The following is a 1,001-nucleotide window of genomic DNA, read 5'->3' as shown; positions in this document are numbered from 1 at the left end:
GGCCATGCAACGATTGAATGGATGCGGTGTTGATCATTTTCCATATTGAGTAAAGCATCTACCAGATGATCCTCCAGAGCATCAATGCTATCAAAGACCCGGTTGTGAAACGATTTTTCCCGTAAATCATCCCAAACATGCTCAACAGGATTAAGCTCCGGTGAATATGACGGCAGGCTCAGCATAATAATGTTATTGGGGAGTTTGATTGATTTATTCTTATGCCAACCAGCACCGTCAAGGATCATGACAATTCGGTCACCTGGGTATCGCCCAGCCACCTCGTCAAGAAATATTTGCATGCACTCTCCATTGACGTGGGGGAGTATCAGAGAATCCATTCTTCCGTCAGATACAGAAACTGCCGTATAGGCATACGTATATTCGTGGCTCACCATTGAATGGCAAACAGGGCGGAATGGCTTCGGACACCAACAATACCTTGTATCGGAGATCCGACCGAAACGTGCCTCATCCATGAACATCACACGGATCGGCTCTTTCCACGTTTCTTTGATTTCAGCAATATGGCTGGGGAGTTTTTTTTCCACTCTTCCTGAGCTATCACATCAGACCTGGGATGCCGTTTGTCCGGTGCAAGTTTCCGCCAGCCATGCCGATGAAGGAGATTGTAAGTAGATGACAACGGAACATTGCGATCCAGACGCTTATCCAGAGCCTGCTTTATTTCACTGACAACAAGAATACCCCCTGCTTTAGCCTTATCAAGAAAAGAGAAAAGAAATTCCTTCTCTTCCTCAAGGCTCATGTTCTCCCGACGACGCCCACCCTTTGACGATTTTTCCTCTCTACGAATCCCGCCTTCCTGTATGAAACGATTGCGTAACTGGCTTGCCCATCCAGGTGATACACCAATTGCCCGTGCTGTCTGCTCAATGGACATGCCATACTCCAATGGAAAAACTACTGCCTGAGCTTGTCTCAATTCTTCCGCCGTCCTTGCCCTTGCTAAGCATCCCTTGGCACATTCCAGCAAATCC

At 47.4% G+C, this 1,001-nt stretch carries 1 protein-coding gene and 1 pseudogene; both read right to left on the bottom strand.

Features of this window, described 5'->3' with window-relative positions; all coding sequences use genetic code 11:
• Nucleotides 1-218: 218 nt before the first annotated feature.
• A pseudogene (locus CVT49_16460) lies at nt 219-485 on the bottom strand (transposase).
• On the bottom strand, nt 485-1,001 hold a 517-nt coding region (locus tag CVT49_16455; protein PKK81909.1), incomplete at its 5' end, for a hypothetical protein. The gene CVT49_16455 and the pseudogene CVT49_16460, both read right to left, overlap by 1 nt.

This window comes from candidate division Zixibacteria bacterium HGW-Zixibacteria-1 (genome assembly GCA_002838945.1).
Lineage (GTDB): Bacteria > Zixibacteria > MSB-5A5 > GN15 > PGXB01 > PGXB01.
The sequence above is the reverse complement of the archived record's forward strand: the minus strand, read 5'-3'. Positions and strand labels throughout refer to the sequence as shown.